At 69.5% G+C, this 15,470-nt stretch carries 15 protein-coding genes and 2 pseudogenes; 10 read left to right on the forward strand and 7 right to left on the reverse strand.

All coding sequences use genetic code 11. The features are described 5' to 3' along the window. Positions 1-35: 35 nt before the first annotated feature. The 3 genes from OIE67_RS21010 (at position 36) to OIE67_RS21020 (ending at position 3,107) form a co-directional block, all read left to right on the forward strand. Positions 36-827, forward strand: coding sequence for a polysaccharide deacetylase family protein (locus OIE67_RS21010; protein WP_326642852.1), 792 nt, complete (start codon positions 36-38; stop codon positions 825-827). After that, complete coding sequence (locus OIE67_RS21015) at positions 808-1,650, forward strand: polysaccharide deacetylase family protein (protein ID WP_326642854.1); 843 nt, start codon at positions 808-810, stop codon at positions 1,648-1,650. The genes OIE67_RS21010 and OIE67_RS21015 overlap by 20 nt, the downstream gene beginning before the upstream one ends. A 215-nt stretch (positions 1,651-1,865) precedes the next feature. Continuing rightward, the gene (locus OIE67_RS21020; RefSeq protein WP_326642856.1) at positions 1,866-3,107 is read left to right on the forward strand and encodes an MmgE/PrpD family protein; all 1,242 of its coding nucleotides are present in this window, start codon (positions 1,866-1,868) and stop codon (positions 3,105-3,107) included. A 384-nt stretch (positions 3,108-3,491) separates the two neighbouring features. Here the strand turns inward: OIE67_RS21020 and OIE67_RS21025 are convergent, their stop codons facing one another. From OIE67_RS21025 to OIE67_RS55500, 5 genes and pseudogenes are all read right to left on the reverse strand, one after another. Continuing rightward, on the reverse strand, positions 3,492-3,935 hold the full coding sequence (locus tag OIE67_RS21025; protein WP_326645417.1) for a tyrosine-type recombinase/integrase: 444 nt from the start codon (positions 3,933-3,935) through the stop codon (positions 3,492-3,494). Further along, positions 3,878-4,699 (reverse strand): annotated as a pseudogene (locus tag OIE67_RS21030) (Tn3 family transposase); the annotation flags it as partial. The gene OIE67_RS21025 and the pseudogene OIE67_RS21030, both read right to left, overlap by 58 nt. Positions 4,700-4,743: 44 nt before the next feature. Next, complete coding sequence (locus OIE67_RS21035) at positions 4,744-5,169, reverse strand: cytotoxic translational repressor of toxin-antitoxin stability system (protein WP_326642858.1); 426 nt, start codon at positions 5,167-5,169, stop codon at positions 4,744-4,746. After that, on the reverse strand, positions 5,166-5,582 hold the full coding sequence (locus OIE67_RS21040; RefSeq protein ID WP_326642860.1) for a prevent-host-death protein: 417 nt from the start codon (positions 5,580-5,582) through the stop codon (positions 5,166-5,168). Before OIE67_RS21040 ends, OIE67_RS21035 begins: the two co-directional genes overlap by 4 nt. A 226-nt stretch (positions 5,583-5,808) precedes the next feature. Next, positions 5,809-7,144, reverse strand: a pseudogene (locus OIE67_RS55500) (DUF4158 domain-containing protein); the annotation flags it as partial. 319 nt (positions 7,145-7,463) lie between these two features. On the opposite strand from OIE67_RS55500, the gene OIE67_RS21055 reads away from it, so the two are divergent. Together OIE67_RS21055 and OIE67_RS21060 are read left to right on the forward strand one after the other, a co-directional pair. Next, positions 7,464-8,729, forward strand: a complete 1,266-nt coding sequence (locus OIE67_RS21055; protein ID WP_326642866.1) for a S1 family peptidase — start codon at positions 7,464-7,466, stop codon at positions 8,727-8,729. 21 nt (positions 8,730-8,750) lie between these two features. Further along, on the forward strand, positions 8,751-9,413 hold the full coding sequence (locus tag OIE67_RS21060) for a LysE family translocator (RefSeq protein ID WP_326642868.1): 663 nt from the start codon (positions 8,751-8,753) through the stop codon (positions 9,411-9,413). Positions 9,414-9,464: 51 nt separating this feature from the next. On the opposite strand, the gene OIE67_RS21065 is transcribed toward OIE67_RS21060, so the two are convergent. Next, positions 9,465-9,743, reverse strand: coding sequence for a DUF899 family protein (locus OIE67_RS21065; protein ID WP_326642870.1), 279 nt, complete (start codon positions 9,741-9,743; stop codon positions 9,465-9,467). A gap of 339 nt (positions 9,744-10,082) precedes the next feature. After that, complete coding sequence (locus OIE67_RS21070; protein ID WP_326642872.1) at positions 10,083-11,180, reverse strand: GlxA family transcriptional regulator; 1,098 nt, start codon at positions 11,178-11,180, stop codon at positions 10,083-10,085. A gap of 124 nt (positions 11,181-11,304) precedes the next feature. On the opposite strand from OIE67_RS21070, the gene OIE67_RS21075 reads away from it, so the two are divergent. From OIE67_RS21075 to OIE67_RS21090, 5 genes are all read left to right on the forward strand, one after another. Next, a complete protein-coding gene (locus OIE67_RS21075; protein WP_326642874.1) occupies positions 11,305-12,234 on the forward strand; it encodes an NADP-dependent oxidoreductase in 930 nt (309 codons plus the stop codon). A 269-nt stretch (positions 12,235-12,503) separates the two neighbouring features. Next, positions 12,504-12,758 carry a hypothetical protein gene (locus tag OIE67_RS21080; protein ID WP_326642876.1) on the forward strand — a complete coding sequence of 85 codons (255 nt, stop codon included), beginning with the start codon at positions 12,504-12,506 and terminating at the stop codon, positions 12,756-12,758. A 239-nt stretch (positions 12,759-12,997) separates the two neighbouring features. Continuing rightward, on the forward strand, positions 12,998-13,237 hold the full coding sequence (locus tag OIE67_RS55505) for a BBE domain-containing protein (RefSeq protein WP_407674872.1): 240 nt from the start codon (positions 12,998-13,000) through the stop codon (positions 13,235-13,237). 378 nt (positions 13,238-13,615) lie between these two features. Next, entirely contained in the window at positions 13,616-13,921 is a 306-nt protein-coding gene (locus tag OIE67_RS21085) for a trypco2 family protein (protein WP_326642878.1), read from the forward strand. A 28-nt stretch (positions 13,922-13,949) separates the two neighbouring features. Continuing rightward, the gene (locus OIE67_RS21090; protein WP_326642879.1) at positions 13,950-15,446 is read left to right on the forward strand and encodes a trypsin-like peptidase domain-containing protein; all 1,497 of its coding nucleotides are present in this window, start codon (positions 13,950-13,952) and stop codon (positions 15,444-15,446) included. The last annotated feature ends 24 nt before the right edge of the window (positions 15,447-15,470 follow it).

Raw genomic sequence — 15,470 nt, forward strand, 5'->3', positions numbered from 1 at the left:
TCGTGAGCCGCTGGCCGCACGGGAAAAGGTCGTGCGTGTCGCTCGCGTTCGACCTCGACGGGCCGACGGGCGGCGCGATGCTGGACGGCAGCATCTGGGGCAAGCCCGAGTACTTCACACTCGGTTCGTACGGGCCGTGGCGGGCACTGCCCAGGATCCTCGACCTGCTGGACGCCTTCGAGCTGCCCGCCACCTTCTACACGCCCGCCTGGATCGTGGAGACGTGGCCGGAGCGGTGCCGGGCGATCGTGGAGCGCGGGCACGAGGTGGCCCACCACGGCTACCGGCACGAGCCGTACTTCGGCAGGTCCGAGGCCGAGCAGCGCGACATCCTCACACGCAGCCAGGCGGTCTTCAAGAACGTGCTCGGCGTCGAGGCGACCGGCTTTCGCACGCCGTCGGGCGACTGGTCGCCGGTCACGGCGCGGATCCTGACCGAGGAGGGGTTTCTCCACTCCAGCTCGATGCGCGGCGACGACCGCCCCTACCTGCATCCCGGCGGGCTGGTGGAGATCCCGGTCCGCTGGGACATGGACGACTACGCCTACCTCGCCTACACCCGCCGCCCCGACTACCCGGCCGGGCTGGACCGCATCGCGGGATACGGCTCGACACTGGACAACTTCAAGCGGGAGTTCGACGGCTACCACGCCGAGGGGTTGTGCCTGAGCACGCTGTGGCATCCCAAGGTGTCCGGCAAGCCGGGCCGGATCCTGCTGCTGGAGCGGCTGTTCGAGCACATGCGCGGGCACGACGACGTCTGGTTCGCCACCGGTCGTGACGTGGCCGCCTGGTGGAAGGAGCACCATGGCACTCTGGCCGGATGAGGCGCGCTGCGCCGTACTGATCACCGTCGACCTCGACGCCGAGCTGGCGATCCTGGCCGCCGACCCGAGCACCCGCGACCGCGTCAAAACTCTGTCCGTCGGCGGGTACGGCGCGACCCGCGGCGTCGAGCGGCTGCTCGGGGCGCTGGACGGGGTGCCGTCGACCTGGTTCGTGCCCGGCAGGAACGCGGGGCTCGTCCGCGAGGCGCACCAGGCCGGCCACGAGATCGCCAACCACGGCCACGCCCACGAGGACTTCGACCCGCTCGACCTCGCCGGGCAGCTCGACGCGGTCAGGCGCGGCCAGGACGCGCTGGCCGCGGCGACCGGGACGCTCCCGCGCGGCTTCCGCACCCCGGCCGGCGAATGGAAGCCGGGGCTCGCGGCCGGGCTGCCCGCGCTGGGCGTCGACTGGTCCTCGTCGTGGCGGGGCGACGACCTGCCCTACTTCCACCCTTCCGGCCTGGTGGAGATCCCGCTCCACCACGAGCTGGAGGACCACCCCGCCTTCATGTTCAACCTCGACCCGCCCTTCCCGGCCGGGCAGTCGCGCATCGCGCCCTACGCCGCCGTGCTGGAGAACTGGATCCAGGAGTTCGACGCCTACCACCGCTTCGGCCTCTGCTACGTGCTGCGCCTGCAGCCCGAGGTGATCGGCACGCCGGGGCGCATCGGGCTGCTGCGGTCGCTGCTGGAGACCATGCGGGAGCGGCCCGGGGTGTGGTTCGCGACCGGGAGCCAGGTGGCCGATCACTGGCGCGCCACCCGTACGGGCAACGAACCCGGCCATCCCGCCGACGTCTTCGCGGAGCTGACCTCGTGACACCCCTTCCCTCCTCCGACTCCCCCGACCCCCATCGCTTCCCCGACCCCCTTAGTGTCCCCGGCTCCCCCGATCTCCTTGGCTCCCCCAGCTCCCCCGACTCCCCCGGCTTTCGCGGCTCCCTCGACTCCCCCGGCTTTCGCGGCTCCCTCGGCTTTCGCGGCTCCCTCGGCGCCCTCGGCGAGCTCGCCGGCCTTGTCGCCGAGCCCGCGCCGTTGCCGGCCGAGGTGATCGAGCGGGCCAAGCGGCACCTCCTCGACACCCTGGGCGCCGCCCTGGCCGGGGCCGCCACCCCGGCTCCCGGCCTGGCCGCGCCCGGGAACGCACCCGTCTGGGGCACCGGGCTCACCGCGGCCCCCCGGGACGCTGCGCTGCTCAACGGTGTCGCGGCACACGCACTGGAACTGGACGACACCGGCGGCTGCGATCATTCGGGAGCCGTCGTGGTGCCCGCCGTGCTGGCCTGCCTCGATCTCGCCGGCCGCCAGATCTCCGGCTCCGAGCTGCTGGAGGCGATCGTCCTGGGATACGAGGTGGCCCGCCGCGTACTGGAGGCGTGTGGCGGCTACGCCGCGCACAACGAGGCCGGCTGGCACTCGACCGGCACCTGCGGGACGTTCGGCGCGGCGGCGGCGAGCGCGCGGCTGCTGGGGCTGGACGGCGCGCGGACCGCCGACTCGCTGGGACTGGCGGCCGGCTTCTCCGGCGGGCTGTGGGCCTTCGTGCACGACGGCGCGCCGAGCAAGCGGCTGCACGCGGGCCGCGCCGCCGAGGGCGGCCTGACCGCCGCGCTGCTGGCGGCCTCCGGTACGAACGGCCCCGGCCGCGTCTTCGACGACGTGTGGGGCGGCTTCCTGCGCACCTACGCGGGCTCCGACGCCGACCCCGGCGCCCTGACTCGCGACCTCGGTACGGAGTGGCGGATCTCCCGCTGCTCGATCAAGCCGTACGCGTCCTGCCGCAGCACCCACTCGTCCATCGACGCGATCGGCGGCCTGGACCTGCTCCCCGACGAGATCGCCCGCATCCACGTGCGCCTGAGCCCGCTCGTGGCCGGCATGTGCGGCGGACGCGACGTCGCCACCCTCCCCCAAGCCCAGCTCAGCCTGCCGTACGCGATCGCCGCCAGAGTCCTGTACGGCGACGCCGACCTGGCCGCCTATTCCCCGGAACGACGCGCCGACCCCCGGGCCGCCGAGCTCATGAACCGCATCGACCTGGAAGTGGACCCGGAGATGGGCGGCATCGACCAGCCGGTCCTGACCGTCACCACGACCTCGGGCGCCCGCCGGCGCGCCAGGGTGCGGCACCCGCTCGGCTCCCCCGCCAATCCTCTCTCCGACGAGCGACTCCTGGCCAAGTTCCACGGCCTCGCGCCGGGCCGGGAGCCGCTGGCCGAGCACGTCATGGCCCTCGACACCCTCCCTGACGCGCGAGACCTGCTCCCTCTTCTGTGACCGCCTTCGGTGACCGCCTTCGGTGACCGCCGCAAGCTGCGGCAGGGCGTCAGGCCTGACCTCTCAGGTGTCTCAGCAGCTATCGAGCAGAATCCAACGAACCCGGCTTCGAGGAAGGTTTCCCCGTCCGCGGGAAGCCGCTGACCGGCCGTGACCTGGGGAAGATCACCATGCTGCGGGTGGAGATCCCCGGCGTGACGAACGCCCGTTACCCGCATGCGGGGCCGCTGCTGGCCGGGTCGCTCAGGTTCGGAGAAGCGACTGCGTCCTTGATCGTGGGGAAATGGTCGGCGGCTTCGGGGGTGAGGAACCAGCGGACAACCGTTGGCGCTGAGAAGGATCTTGGTCGCAACGAGTGAGGTCGCTCTTGGTCGTGAAGGTTCTTCAGCGGGTTGCCCGGTCGCGGCGTCGGCGGGCGGCGCGGATCTCGGCGTCGGCGACCTTGTCGTCGAGCAACGCATACAGCTGGGTGGTCTCAGTGGAGGCGTGCCCGAGGCGCCGCCGCACGGCCTCGATGGAGACGCCGGCGTTGATGAGTTCGGTGGCGTGGGCGTGACGCAGCTGGTGGATGTCGATCTCGACCCCGGCCTGCGCGCAGTAGCTCTGCCAGCGGTGGTGGGCGGCGTCGTACGACAAGGGCCTGCCGCGGCCGTTGATCGAGGCACGGAACAGCGGCCCGGCGGTGTAGCCGGCGCCGGTCCAGCGGCGCTTCCTTTCTCGTCCACGCCAGTGGCACTGGCGGTGCCGGCCTCGGGCAACGCCGCCGCTCCGAGCGGCCGCAGGCCCTTGTCCGGGGGCGAGGAAGCGATCGCGTAGCGGCCCAGGCAGTTGAGATGGGCGTGGCCCAGCGGGGACAGCCGGGCCACGTCCTCGTCCTTGACCGGTACACCCTGGGCGCGCAGCTGGTCCACGATCGCCGACAGATACCGTGAGTTCCACAACACGACGGCATTGACCACCAGCCCTAACGCCGCGAGCTGATCCTCCTGGCCTTCCCGGTAGGCCTGCCGGATCCGGCCGGCGTTGCCGTGGCAGATCTTGCGGGCCAGCCGGTGCCGGGACTCCTGGACCGACAGCTGCTTGGCCAAGTTGCGGCGGTAGCTGGAATCGATCTGGTCCAGCATGCTGAGCAGGTGCATCGTCTTGTCGATGCGGCCGTACTCGGCGAACGCCTGCCCCAGCGGGGTCGGGTGGCCCTGGCGGGCGAACATGCGCAGCAGGTCGTAGGCGCGTACCTGGTTGGTCACCAGCGACCCGGCGACCCGAAGCATGTCCGGCCACTGCGTGATCACCTTCTTGGGGTTCAGCCTGTTCCGGGCGATCGCCTCCAGCACCCCGTACGCGCCGGCGCTGCCGTCGGGCAGATCGGCGCGCCAGAACCGCTGGTCGCCCAGATCGGCGAAGCGGGGCGCGAACCGGTAGCCGAGCATGGAGAAGATCCCGAACACCATGTCGCTGTCGCTGGCCTGGTCCGTCGTGACCACCTCGGGTTTCGGGCCGGCGTCCAGGTTGATCAGGCAGTCCAGGACGTACAGGGAATCGCGGGGCGTGCCCGGCACCACCATCTGCCCGATCCCCGCCACTTGATCATTACTGGGGCAGTGCACTTATTCGAGAGGTGCGGTATTCCTCAGGATCAGACCCCGTCGGTCCAGTACTTCTGAAGTCGCGCGATGGCCTCCTCCTTGCTCATCCCCGCCACGGTCGTCTCGTCAAGACCCACCCTGGAGATCAACATGAACACGAGGTCTGCAGGCAGGGCCTCCAATGGCAACTCGGGGGCTCCGCGATCGGGTCTCACCTCGTTCTGAACGCACGCCCAGAAGGTCGCCTCGTCCACCTGAAGTTGATCGCGGAGAATGTGACTCCAAATGCCCGGGCCGTAAGTGCTTCGGTCGACCGGATGAGAGATCCGGGTCCTCAGAATCCTGCCATCGGGAAGATCCAGCTCGTAGGTGACATGGTACGTCCCCGTTCCTCCCCGGGCGTTCCGCACCAGACGCCAGCCCTCGATCCGACAGAACCGGTCGTGATGCTCACGGGCAGGCTGGGGCCAGCTCACCGACCCTTCCCTACCAGCCATTCGCGCAGTTGCTCATCATCACTGAGGCTGATCAACTGCACAAGCCCCCAGTTCTCGCGGTGATTCGGCGCGTCGAGCAGACGGCCCTGCCAATCCTCCGCGTATTCACGGAGGCCTTCGATCATCTCCGCAATGGCTTGATCAAAGGTCGCACCGTCCGCGGCGACAGGTAGCCCCGGGATGAAAACCGACCAGCCGCCAGCTTCAGGAAGCACCTGCGCTCGAGAAGGAGTGACCATCGCGAGGTGGTGCCGGAGTCTTTCAACATCCACGAAGGCGGTCACGGCCGACTCACGACGCACCGTTGCCACGCGACCTCTCTCGGCCGCATCCAAAAGCGCCTTGAGATGTGCACGAGCTTCTGTATAGCTGTCGAAGTGAACAGCGGTCATGACGAACCTCCCAGCGAAGCGCACCTCCACGATGCCACGCCGACTTAGGTACGTCAAGTACGTCGCGTACTGATCATTAAACTGCGCACAGCCGACTGTCCAGCTGCATCAAGCGCAACAACTGGCACCAGATTCGGTAACGGGGCGTCAGCATGTCACCGACACCCCCGTTACCGACCAGGCATTTCAAGACGGCTGGAGCCCAGAGTGACTGCGTTGAGCCAGGTGACAACTCCGGCAACCGGCGCACCGCGGCCAGCACCCGGCACCCGCCCGGCGCCGCCGACAGCGCCTTGGACTCGCCCAGCAGCCGCAGGAACGGGCGCACCGTGTTGTACTTCTCCACCAGCGCGGCCCGCACCGCCGCCTCGGCCGCGCCGTCCTCCTCGGGGACCAGCTCCTCCACCACCTGCAGCGCAGCGCGGACCTGTTCCTTGCTGGTGCCGGCGATCTCGGCCACCGCGGTCCACATCGCCGCCACATCGAGGTCGGCGCCCTGCTGGTCGACCAGGTCGAGGTGGTTGACCAGGAGGCGGCCGGCCTTGGCCACCAGTTTGGAGGCCCGCTCCAGCCGAGGCAGCATCCGCAAGCGTTCGTCGGCGGATTTGCGGCGGGCCGGGCTGATCAACCGGGTGGCCATCAGCAGCGCGAACAGATCGAGAGCGTCGTCGATCGCCTCGGCCTCCAGGCTCCGGGTGACCGCCAGCAGCGTCGCCGTCCGACGCGGCTCGACCAGCCGGTCCAGGGCCGGCGCCTTGCTGCCCGCCCCGTACTTGGCCAGCGTCTTCATCCGCCGCACCGGCACCATCGACACCGCAACCCGGCCCAGCCCAAAGGCGGCCAGGTTGTCCACCCGCTGCAGCGCCCGCACCATCTCCGTCCCCGACGTGCGCTTCGGCGCCTGCCGCAGCTTCTCCAGCTCCGAGACGCGCGATCCCTCCGGCACCACCAGCAGACCCGACAACGCCGCCGGCAGGCGCGGATCGGCACGGCGCACCTGCTTGGCCACCACCGCGTACAGGCGCACATCGGCCCGTTCCCGCACGCCGCCCACCAGCCGCTCCAGCACGGTCCCCCGGGCAGCAGCACACGATGCCGCCGCAGCCACGCCACCGACTGCTCAAACAACGCCACCGGCCCCTCGGCATGCGTCCACGCCCGGCCGTGCAGGACAGTCCGGAACTGGCGCATCAGCTGTCTCGGTCGTCGAAGGCGTGGTAACCATGGGTGTCCCGGATCATCCACGCGTGCTCGTACGTCGTCTTGGGCCGCTCGGCGTACTTCTTGACCTGCGACGCGTCACCGATCCCCAACTGATCGGCCAGGTAATCCACCACTGGCCACGGCACCGCGAGCGGATCCTCCAGGAACAGCCCCTTGTACCGTACGGTCCCGATCTGGACGGCGACGCCCAGCCGGTGAGAATCGGCCCTCGACTGCGCGATCACATTCCGGTCGAAGCTGTCCAGGAAGAAGAACTTCTCCAGGTCTGACAGCGATGGCACCTCGACAAACGAGGCGTAGGCAACCCGGTGCTCGGCAGACAGAAATTCCGCAGGCATAGCCCGCACGGTAGGGCCATATCAGTCGTGATCAACTCATAGTGATTGACGCGTTACAAGTGAGTATCTTCCAGTCCTAAGCGTGTCTTGATCCTTCTCAGCGCCAACGGCTGTCCGCCGGTCCCTCGACCCCGGGCTCCTTCAGCATCACTGCAAAGACAGGCGCCCCCGGCAAAGGGGCTCCGCCCGAAGTCATCTCTCGATGCCGGATAGACCGGGCGTATTCCCGACGTATTCCACGCTGCTGCCGACGCGTGCAACGATCATTAATCCAGTCCGCCGATGATCACCATGACAGGCGGACGAGGAAGGGACGAAGATGGGGATCAGCAAGCGGGTGCCGGGAGTGCTGGCCGTACTCCTCTTATCCATGGGCGGACTACTGGCGCCGGTCCCGGTGCAGGCGGCGTCCGTCGCCGTGGTCGACGACGACCCCGGGGACCTCGACCCCGAGGCCGGTGGGACCGAGGACGGTCTCGCCGTGGACGCCGAGTCCTACGCCAAGGAGTTCGGGGTCACGACAGAGCAGGCGCGTGCCAGGCTCACGGCGCAGAACGACTTCGGCGCCATGGTGGAGGAGATCGAAGCGGCCCATCCCGACACGTTCGCCGGATCGACGGTCGAACACGAGGGCGACTTCGGCCTGCGCGTCCGTTTCACCGGTGACACGGTCCCCGAGCAGGCCGCGCAGATCGTGAAGGGCGTGCCGGGGGTCACCCTCCAGGCGGGTGCGCGCTACAGCCTCATCCAGGCCGAGAAGATCATCGACTCGACGGGGAACACCCTCGACACGCACGGCGCGGTCGACGGCGTCTTCTACGACTCGACCAACGAGCGATTCGTGCTGGACATGGTCGGCGCGGCCACCGGCGACCGCTCGCGGGAGGAGGTGATCACCTCGCTGAGGGCGACGCTGCCCGCCTCCCTGCCCGCGGAGATCCGCTCCGCCGAGATCAGGCTCACGCCGCAGTCCGCCGGCGACGGCCAGCGGGGCGGACTGCGGATGGACACGTGCACCAGCGGATTCTCCGTCAGGAACGGCGCAGGTGAGAAAGGCATCCTCACCGCCGGGCACTGCGGCAACACGCAGCGGTACCGCCTCTACGGTTCCAGCACCTGGGTGACGACCTCCTTCCGGAGGCAGGAACGCAACGCCACCAGCGACGTGCAGTGGCACACCCGTCCCAACATGGTCGCCTACGCGAGGTTCCATGCCGCCAGCACCGAGGCGACGCGGCCGGTCACCGGGCGCGTGGTGCGAAGCGGCCAGAACGGCGACTACGTCTGTCACCGGGGGAAGTCCACCGGCTACAGCTGTGGCCGGGTCAGCACCATCTCCTACCGCCCGACCTGGCGCAACGCCTGCGACGGCCCCACCTGCGCGGCCACCTGGATCCGGGTGTCCGGTGCCAACCTGAAGTGCTACCCGGGTGACAGCGGGGGCCCCTGGTTCAACGCCAACCGGGCCTACGGCATCTACAAGGGCCAGTCGTCCAGCGGAACCGGGACCGCCGGTTGCAACTGGGCCGTCTACATGGCGATCAACTACATCTCCAGCATCGACGTCTCTCTGCTGTACGCGTGACACCGCCGGCCCCCGGGTAAGGTGCCTGCCGCGGCAGTTACCACCTCCATATGGCAATTCGCGCTCATTGTCGGGCTTCTCACCCTCACCCCGGGGCTGGACACCACCCTGATCCTCAGGACCGCGGCCCTCGGACGCCACCGCAGCGCGTGGGGCGTGGTCCTGGGGATCCAGACCGGCACCCTGATGTGGGGTGCGCTCACCTCGCTCGGCGTGACGGCCCTGCTCACCGCCTCGCACATCGCGTACGAGGCGCTGCGCTGGGCCGGGGCGGCGTACCTGGTCTGGATGGGCGTCCGGATGCTGGCCGGCACCTTCCGCAGAAAGGCGGCCGACGGAGAGCCGGCCACCCCTATGGACGGGCACCCGGTCACCTCGGGAACGGACACGATGCTCCGCGGCTTCCGGCAGGGCCTGACGACGAACCTGCTCAACCCCAAGGTGGGCGTCTTCTACGTCGCCGTGCTGCCGCAGTTCATCCCGGCACAGACCAGCCATCTGGCGATGGGGATCCTGCTCGCCTCGGTGCACGTCGCGCTCGGGCTGCTCTGGTCGACGGCCCTGGTCGCCTTCGCCCGCGGCCTGCGCGGATGGCTCCGTAAGGAGCGGGCCAGGCGGCTGCTGGACCGGGTCGCCGGGACCGTGATCGCCGCCTTCGGAATCCGGCTCGCGCTCGGAGACTAGGGCCCGGGTGCTGTCTACGCGGCCGTCCCCATCTTCGTGGAGAATCCCTCGCTACCAGGTCCCGTCGCTCGCTATCGCCAACCGTGGCTGGTCGGGCCGGGGTCGGTGGCCGAGCCGCGAGCCCATCCGCCGCTTGTAGGCGTTGATCTTCTCCAGTGGCGCGCGGGAGACGCTGATGAGGGTCACGTCGCGGCTGTTGAGATGGGGCATCGCGGCGTCGAAATGGTCGGCGGTCAGTGAGCGGCTGAGGCAGCCGGCATCGGCGTCGGGATGGAACATGAAGTGCTTGACCAGCAGCTGGGACCGTCCGTCGAACAACTCGGCCTTCACGTCACCGGGATTCGAACGGTCCGCGCTTCAGACGCCGTCCTCGTCTACGACAGCGGCACTGGCGGTGCCGGCCTTGGGCAACGCCACCGCGCCGAGCGGCCGCAGGCCCGCGCCCGCCGCCACGGTCCAGGTTGTCGATGAAGCCCAGACCCTTCCGCGTCAGCGTGAAGAACCGGATCAGTTCCTCCCGGCCGATGTCCGGGCCTCGACCTCGCCAACTGGGTCGCCAACCCCATCAACCTCAGCGGAAGCGCTACAACCAGTACGAACCGCAGCGGCAAAGATCGTCAACCGCCCCAAGAAGGCGAGTAGCCGCAGGTCAGAGGTAGGTTCGTTGGATTATCCGCGATTGCCGCCGGAACCCCTGCAGGCGTTGCCGGCGTCGGCGCGCGAGGAGACATCCCCTTCCCCGGCCGGATCCGAGACACGGAAGGTGCGCCGGTACACCGACGGGACGACCCCCGTCTCCGCCGCCAGGTGCCGCCGCAACGAGGTGGCGGTGGCGAAGCCGACCTCGTGGGCGACCCGTTCCACCGGCAGGTCGCTGGACTCCAGCAGATGCCGCGCCCGCCGCAGCCGCTGCTGGGTGAGCCAGCGGCCGGGGCTCAGACCGGTCTCCTGCCGGAAGCGCCGGGCGAAGGTGCGGGTGCTCATTGCCGCGTGCGCGGCCAGTTGCTCCAGCTGCAGCGGCAGTTCCAGCCGCTGCAGCGCCCAGTCGCGGGTCGGTCCTGTGCCGGTTTCGCTGGCCGGCGGCAGCGGCCGTTCGATGTACTGAGCCTGCCCGCCGTCCCGGTACGGCGGCACGACGCAGCGGCGGGCGACCTGGTTGGCGACCTCGCTGCCGTGGTCCTGGCGCACCAGGTGCAGGCAGATGTCGACACCGCTCGCCGCCCCCGCGGAGGTCAGCACGTCACCGTGGTCGACGAAGAGCACGCCGGCATCGAGCTCGACCCGGGGGAACAGCTCCTGGAAGATCCCGGTGAGCTCCCAGTGGGTGGTGGCCCGGCGTCCGTCCAGGAGACCGGCGGCGGCCAGCAGGAAGGCTCCGGTGCAGATGGACACCAGCCGGGTGCCGGGACGGATCCGGGACAGGGCGGCCAGGGCTCGCGGATCCGGGTCGGCGGCTGATTCCGGCGTGATCCCGTACGGAGGGATGATCACGGTGTCCGCCTCGGCCAGCACCTCGGGACCGTGCCCGGGGGTGACGGTCAGGTCCGCGTCGGTACGTACGGGCTGCCCGTCCACACTCGCGGACAGCACCTCGTAGCGGCCGTCGGCGGATCCCAGGACCCGGTGCGGGATGCCCAGTTCGAACGGGTAGACGCCGTCGAGGGCGAGGACGACGACCTTGTGCGCACCGGGCCGCGGCGGGGCCGGATCCAGCTCGGCCGCGCGATCAGCGAGGTCACGAACGGGTCGGGCGCGGTGGACGGACATGGCAAGAATGTATCGGAGGCTGACCTTCCTGCCATCGCCCCGGGCCGGACCGTACGGCCAGGATCGAGACATGACTCCCACGGACACCCTCAGCTCCCCGGGCCCCGCATCCCCACTCCCTGTGATGCTCGCCCTGCACCAGACGGTCCTCGGCGGCCCCGACGTGCTGCGGCTGACCGAGCTCCCGCGCCCCGCGCCCGGCCCCGGGCAGATCCTCGTCGCCGTGCACGCCGCCGGACTCAACCCCACGGACTTCAAGCACCGCGCCCTGAGCATCTTCCTGCCACCCCCGCCGTTGACCCTCGGCTGGGACGTCTCCGGCACCGTGGTCGAGACCGGCCCGGGCGTCACCCTCTTCCGGCCCGGTGACGAGGTGTTCGGCATGCTGCCCTACCCGTCGGGGGCCGGCTCCCACGCCGAGTACGTGACCGGTCCCACCCGCGCCTTCGTCGCCAAGCCCACCGAGATCGACCACATCCAGGCGGCCGCTCTCCCGCTCGCCGCGCTCACCGCCTGGCAAGCCCTCGTCGACACCGCGCGCCTGCGGGCCGGGCAGCGGGTGCTGATCCACGCCGCGGCCGGCGGCGTCGGTCACCTCGCCGTACAGATCGCCAAGGAACGCGGGGCTCATGTCACCGGCACGGCGAGCGCCCCCAAGCACGCCTTCCTGCGCGAACTGGGCGCGGACGCCTGCATCGACCACCGCACCGAGGACTTCACCGACACCGAGGAGCGCTACAACGTCGTCCTCGACACCCTCGGCGGTCAGACCGCCACCCGTTCCGTAGGCGTACTCCGCCCCGGCGGTATCCTCATCTCCCTGGTGCCAGGCGCCGACGACACCCCGGCCGCGGCCGAGAAGGCCCAGGTCCTCACCGCCACCCTGATCGTCGAACACGACCAGGCCGGGATGCGCGCCATCGCCGACCTCGCCGCCCGGGGCCGTCTCCGCCCCCACATCTCCGCCACCTTCCCCCTCGCCGAAGGCGCCCGAGCCCACGCTCTAGGAGAAACGGGCCGCACCACCGGCAAATTGGTCCTCACCGTACGCTGAGCCGACCCGGCTCCGACGCAGACGCTGAACGTGTCCCGCGCCGGGTCGCAAGTGCTGCCGGATGGGTGTTGACGTCGGCCTTTCGGGCGTCAACGAAACACCCTTACTAAGTGACGGCGTCCCGCCGATCCTGGCCTTGGAAGAAAGCGTCCCCGAACCAGGAGCATCGAGAGGTACACATCCAGCGAACCGCCAAGGAGAAGGGGACTCATGAGTTCGATGACAGAATCCTGTCCCGTACGGCAGCAGCGGGAATCATCATCCCCGGCATGCTCGGAGGCATTGCCGTCGCTCCGGCGCAGGCAACCATTCAGGACTGCACCACCTACAATTTCGTCAGCATCCCTTACAACAAGTCCGGCACCCATAAGGACGCTGTCGATTTAGGTGGCGGAAGAAGGGTGCAGCTGCTGGTCTCGACCGTAAGCGGGGCTAGCGGAGTACGTTTTCCGAGCCTGCGGAAGGATCGTCGGCGGGGAAACAAAGTGCACTTCACCGTGGTGGTGAGAAGTAACCCACGATGACGCTCGATCGTCCGACCCGTCGTACAGGCCCAAGCCGCTGTTGAGGTCGGCGCCACCGAATTCGCCGTGCGGGCAGCAGGGCCGGGTGCGGCGGTCGACGGCGACCGCGCATCCCTGCGGGCGGGCGTGCTGCTCGCGGACGTAGTCCTGCCAGTCGGCCAGGGCCAACGTGGTGATGTAGCTGGGCAGGTTGAGCGGCCGCTTGTCGGCTTCGATGGTGGCCGCGATCTGCCGGCACCATGTCGTCCGGTGACACGGCGGCGAAGCCCTTCTCCGGCAGCGTGCTCGCGCGACTGCGGGAGATCAAGCAGGCCCATGACCCGCACAACGTGTTCCGCGCGCCCCACCCGGTGCAGGGACAGATCGGTGCCCAGCAGGTCATGGCCCCGGCTCGGTCGATCGACGTCGACACATGCCTCAACGATCAGCGGGCCAACAGATCTTGCAGAGCAGCCTCGGCTACATCAATCTGCTCATGATCCAGGACACGGTCGCCGAGCCGGAATGGGACCAGGTACTCACCGACGTCGACCGGCGCGGCCTGATCCCGCTGTTCACCACCAACATGACGTCGTACGAACCGTGCAGTTGAGGCGTAATCGCCGGCTGGATCGGGGGTGCCCTGGCCTGGTGGCCGCGACAGGGGGCCGGCGGTGGCCTGCATGCGTGGCCTCACGCGATCGGGTTATCGGGCCGACCGATGGTGGTGGTGCAGGTTCGCCGGCGGCGCCGCCGTACCGGCGGTCATCGTCATCTGGTGCCGGGCTTGTGCGGGATCGGCGGGAAGTGCGGCGCCGCAGAGTGTTTGGCGCCTAAGATCGGGTTCCTGACCGGTCCCTGGTGCGGTGGGAGGGCGTGTGGCGGAGCTCGGGTTACCAGAGGTGATCGAGCAGATTCGTCAGGAACTGCGGGAGGCGATCGCCGCGGGCGCTGATGAGGACGTTCAGTTCCCCGTCGGGGAGGTGACGCTGGAGTTTCAGGTCGGGGTGGCCAAGAGTGGCGAGGGCAGCGGCAAGGTCAAGGTGTGGGTGCTGGAGGCCGGCATCGGTGGCAAGGTCGAGTACGAGCGGGTGCAGAAGGTGACCGTCGTGCTGCAGCCGCCCGTCGATGCGCAGGGTGATCCGGTCAGGGTGGCCCGTCGCTCGTCGGCGAGGCCAGGCTAGCCGGGCTGGCCGGAGAGGGGCGGGGGTCGTGCTGGTGGCGATCCAGGACCGGTTCGTCGAGGTGATCGCCCAGGTCTCCGTCGGCCAGGGCTCTCGGGTCCGGACGGAGTGGCGGGTCGCCTCGGGTTTCCTGATCGACGGCCGCCACGTGCTGACCTCGCTGCACGCCGTCGCCGACGGCGCGATCGAAGTCCGGCGCGCCGTGCCCTGGCCCGATGGCCCGAAGCGGAGCTGGCGGGCGCGAGTGCTGCTGCGCGGCGAGGTCGAGCACGCGGATCTGGCCGTGCTGGAGTTGGCCGAGGACACGCTGGAGGCTATCGGGCGGCTGCCGCTGATCGCTTTCGCGCGCGTCGCCGACCGCACCGAGCGGCTGGCAGTGGTCGAGGACTGCGGCGCGGTCGGGTTCCCACAGTTTCTGGAACGCGGCCACGGCACGTCGGTGGTCCGCCAGGCCGCCCAGATCAGCGGCCGGATCCCGGTCTCGCAGCGGCCGGGGCCGGGGCTGCTCACCCTGCAGACCGGTCATCGCCCCGAGGGACCGCCGCTGCCCTCGGCCGGTACCACGCTGGCCGGGTCGGCCTGGTCGGGCATGTCCGGAGCGGCGGTGCTGGCCGGCGACTGCGTGATCGGGGTGGTGTCGGAACACGCGCCGCGCCACGGCGCCTCGGACCTGACCATCGTGCCGATCACCCTGATCGACACCCTCCCTGATCGCGACGCCTGGTGGACGCTGCTCGGCGCCAGTCCCGGTCGGCTGCGCACGCTGCCCGCGGCGTGGAAGGGGATGCTGGCCTGGCTGACGGGGATAGTCAGCGTCGTGCTGATCGCGGTGATCGGGGTCGTGTTCACCGGCTGGTTCAACGCGCGGGGAGCCGACACGATCGACCGGCCCAGCGGGACTGGCCCGCTCGCGATCGAGCACGTCTCCATCAATGATGCGGATCGCGACAGGGCGCTCCGCAAGGCCGTGACCGATCCCGACGATCGGGCAGTGCTGCTGGGCACCTCGTCAACCGCGCAAGACGCGCTGCTGGAGCGTTACCAGGAAGCCCCGATCGGCAGCGTGGAAGTGACCGTCGTGCTGGTCGGCAGGGTCAGCAGCATGCGCATCGTGAACATGCGGCCGCAGATACTCAAGCGGTGGTCTGTGTCGCGGGGCGCCTGCCTGCCGCGGCCCAGGCAAGGAGAGGTCCCGACGGTCGAGATAGCCGCCGACCTTGATCGCCCGTCCCCCCGGTTCACACCCAAGGACAAGCCCGACACCTCCTACTTCCGTGAAACCCAGATCGATCTCAAACGCGATGAACGGGTGACGTTCAGCATGACCTTCCGCGCCGAGAAGGCCTTCTATGAGTTTGAGCTCGTGCTCACCGTGGCGGCGGGGAACCATGACGAACGCATCGTGGTCAGGGCTCCCGGCGGTGGCCCGTTCCGGTTGACCGGCCAGTCCAACAAAGGCTATGACGCGTACTACACGGAGTCTCCGCTGGGGGGCTTACGGGTGGTTCACCGTGACGCCTGCTGATTCAATTCTGCGGAGACCCGGCGG

Origin of the sequence: Nonomuraea fuscirosea (genome assembly GCF_035917475.1) — a bacterium.
GTDB classification, from domain to species: Bacteria; Actinomycetota; Actinomycetes; order Streptosporangiales; family Streptosporangiaceae; genus Nonomuraea; species Nonomuraea fuscirosea.

What these genes read in the sequence shown, in the direction of transcription:
- OIE67_RS21015 (WP_326642854.1), top strand. Translation starts at nt 808, where the DNA reads ATGGCACTCTGGCCGGATGAGGCGCGCTGCGCCGTACTGATCACCGTC.
- OIE67_RS21070 (WP_326642872.1), bottom strand. Translation starts at nt 11,180, where the DNA reads ATGTCCGTCCACCGCGCCCGACCCGTTCGTGACCTCGCTGATCGCGCG.
- OIE67_RS21040 (WP_326642860.1), bottom strand. Translation starts at nt 5,582, where the DNA reads ATGACCGCTGTTCACTTCGACAGCTATACAGAAGCTCGTGCACATCTC.
- OIE67_RS55505 (WP_407674872.1), top strand. Translation starts at nt 12,998, where the DNA reads ATGTCGTCCGGTGACACGGCGGCGAAGCCCTTCTCCGGCAGCGTGCTC.
- OIE67_RS21055 (WP_326642866.1), top strand. Translation starts at nt 7,464, where the DNA reads ATGGGGATCAGCAAGCGGGTGCCGGGAGTGCTGGCCGTACTCCTCTTA.
- OIE67_RS21080 (WP_326642876.1), top strand. Translation starts at nt 12,504, where the DNA reads ATGCTCGGAGGCATTGCCGTCGCTCCGGCGCAGGCAACCATTCAGGAC.
- OIE67_RS21075 (WP_326642874.1), top strand. Translation starts at nt 11,305, where the DNA reads ATGCTCGCCCTGCACCAGACGGTCCTCGGCGGCCCCGACGTGCTGCGG.